The organism is Curtobacterium sp. B8 (assembly GCF_000333315.1).
In the GTDB taxonomy this organism is placed as follows: domain Bacteria; phylum Actinomycetota; class Actinomycetes; order Actinomycetales; family Microbacteriaceae; genus Curtobacterium; species Curtobacterium luteum.
The window spans coordinates 1-1,726 of the sequence record NZ_BACW01000043.1 but is presented as its reverse complement, the minus strand read 5'-3'; the positions used below and the strand labels follow the sequence as shown (position 1 = coordinate 1,726).

Below are 1,726 nucleotides of genomic sequence, written 5' to 3'. Positions count from 1 at the left end.
CTCGAGCTGCACGCCGTCAACGCCATCCCGCACGGGCGCGGCATGGGCTCGTCCGCCGCCGCGATCGTCGCCGGGCTGATGGCCGCGCGAGGGCTCCTCGAGGGGATCGTCGACCTCGACGCGTCGACGCTCCTGACCCTCGCCACCGAGATGGAGGGCCACCCGGACAACGTCGCCCCGGCGCTGTTCGGCGGGCTGACGATCGCGTGGATGACGGCGGAGGGGCCGGCGTACAAGCGGCTCCTGGTGCACCGAGGTGTCTCGCCGGTGGTCTTCGTGCCGACGTCGACGCTGTCGACGAAGCTCGCACGGTCCCTGCAGCCCGCGAGCGTCCCGCACGCGGACGCCGCCTTCAACGTGTCCCGCTCGGCGCTGCTCGTCGCGGCACTCATCCAGAGCCCGGAGCTGCTGCTCGCGGCGACCGAGGACCGGCTCCACCAGGCCTACCGGGCGAGTGCCATGCCGGAGACCGACGCCCTCATCGGACTCCTGCGGCAGCACGGGCTCGCCGCGGTCGTCTCCGGTGCCGGCCCCAGCCTGCTCGTCCTCGGCAGCGACCCGGCACAGCGCCTCACCGCGGCGGACCTGGTGTCGCGACACGCCCAGTCCGACTGGCGGCCGCTCATGCTGGCGGTGGACCTGGGTGGTGCTACAGTGGCAGCGCACTCGGCGCTCCAAGCCGATCCCGCATAGGCAGCAGGAACGATCCTCGCCGGTGCAGGGTCAGGTGCGCGGGGGCATTCTCTTCCTGATCACCCGTACTCGGTCCGTCGTCTGAACGACGGTGCGTGCATCCCTGTGCATCCGGGTTGGTGGAAACTCTCCGCGTTCTGCGGTTCGAAAGGAAACACCCACCTTGACGAACGTCAACGACTCCACCCCGGTGGAGATCCCCAGCGACCTGCGCGCCCTCCGACTCCCGGAGCTGCAGCGGATCGCCTCCTCGCTCGGCATCACCGGGCTCTCCAAGCTCCGCAAGGGCGACCTCATCGCCACGATCGAGGACAAGCGGCCCGCGACGGCCGACGCCCCGGCGACCGAGCAGCCGACGCTGCCGGAGCCGGTCGCCGAGCAGCCGGTCGCCGCGCAGTCGGCCCCTGCGCAGTCCACCTCTGACCAGCCGGCGCCGTCGGCGCCCGAGCAGCCCGCTGCGGAGACGCAGCCGACCGCCACCGGCGCCGAGGCGACCGAGCAGCCGGCCGGCGGCCGTGCGCGCCGCTCGCGCCGCGCCTCCTCGGGCGGCACCGTCAACGCCGCGCCGACCTCGGCTGCGGACCACCAGAACCACGGCCACACCGGGACCGAGGACCTGCTCGCGGGTCTCGACCAGGTGCGCGCCGAGAAGGACGCGCAGGAAGCGGCGCAGGCCGCGGGCCAGCGCCGCGGGCGCGGGCAGCAGAACGGCCAGCAGGCCGCGCAGCAGCAGGACGGCCAGGAGGCACCGGCCGACTCCGCCGCGCAGCCCGCCGAGCAGGGCGCCGACTCCGGCGACGCCGGTGACCAGGGCGAGGGCGGCTCGCGTCGTGGGCGCCGCAGCCGTGGCCGTGGCCGTGGTCGCGGTCAGAACGGCGACGCCGCCCAGAACGGCGACCAGAACGGTCAGCAGAAGCAGGACGACCAGCCGAAGCAGGACGACCAGAAGCAGAACGGTCAGCCGAAGCAGGACGACCAGAAGCAGAACGGTCAGCAGAAGCAGGGTCAGCAGAACGGCCAGCAGAAGCAAAAC

At 73.0% G+C, this 1,726-nt stretch carries 2 protein-coding genes; both read left to right on the top strand.

All coding sequences use genetic code 11. From position 1 onward, the window contains the following. Window positions 1–693, top strand: a 693-nt coding sequence (locus I59_RS01290) for a homoserine kinase (protein WP_022902333.1), incomplete at its 5' end; no start/stop codon positions are given. Between the two features lie 163 nt (window positions 694–856). Then, the coding region (locus I59_RS01285) for a Rho termination factor N-terminal domain-containing protein (RefSeq protein ID WP_022902332.1) at window positions 857–1,726 on the top strand (870 nt) is incomplete at its 3' end.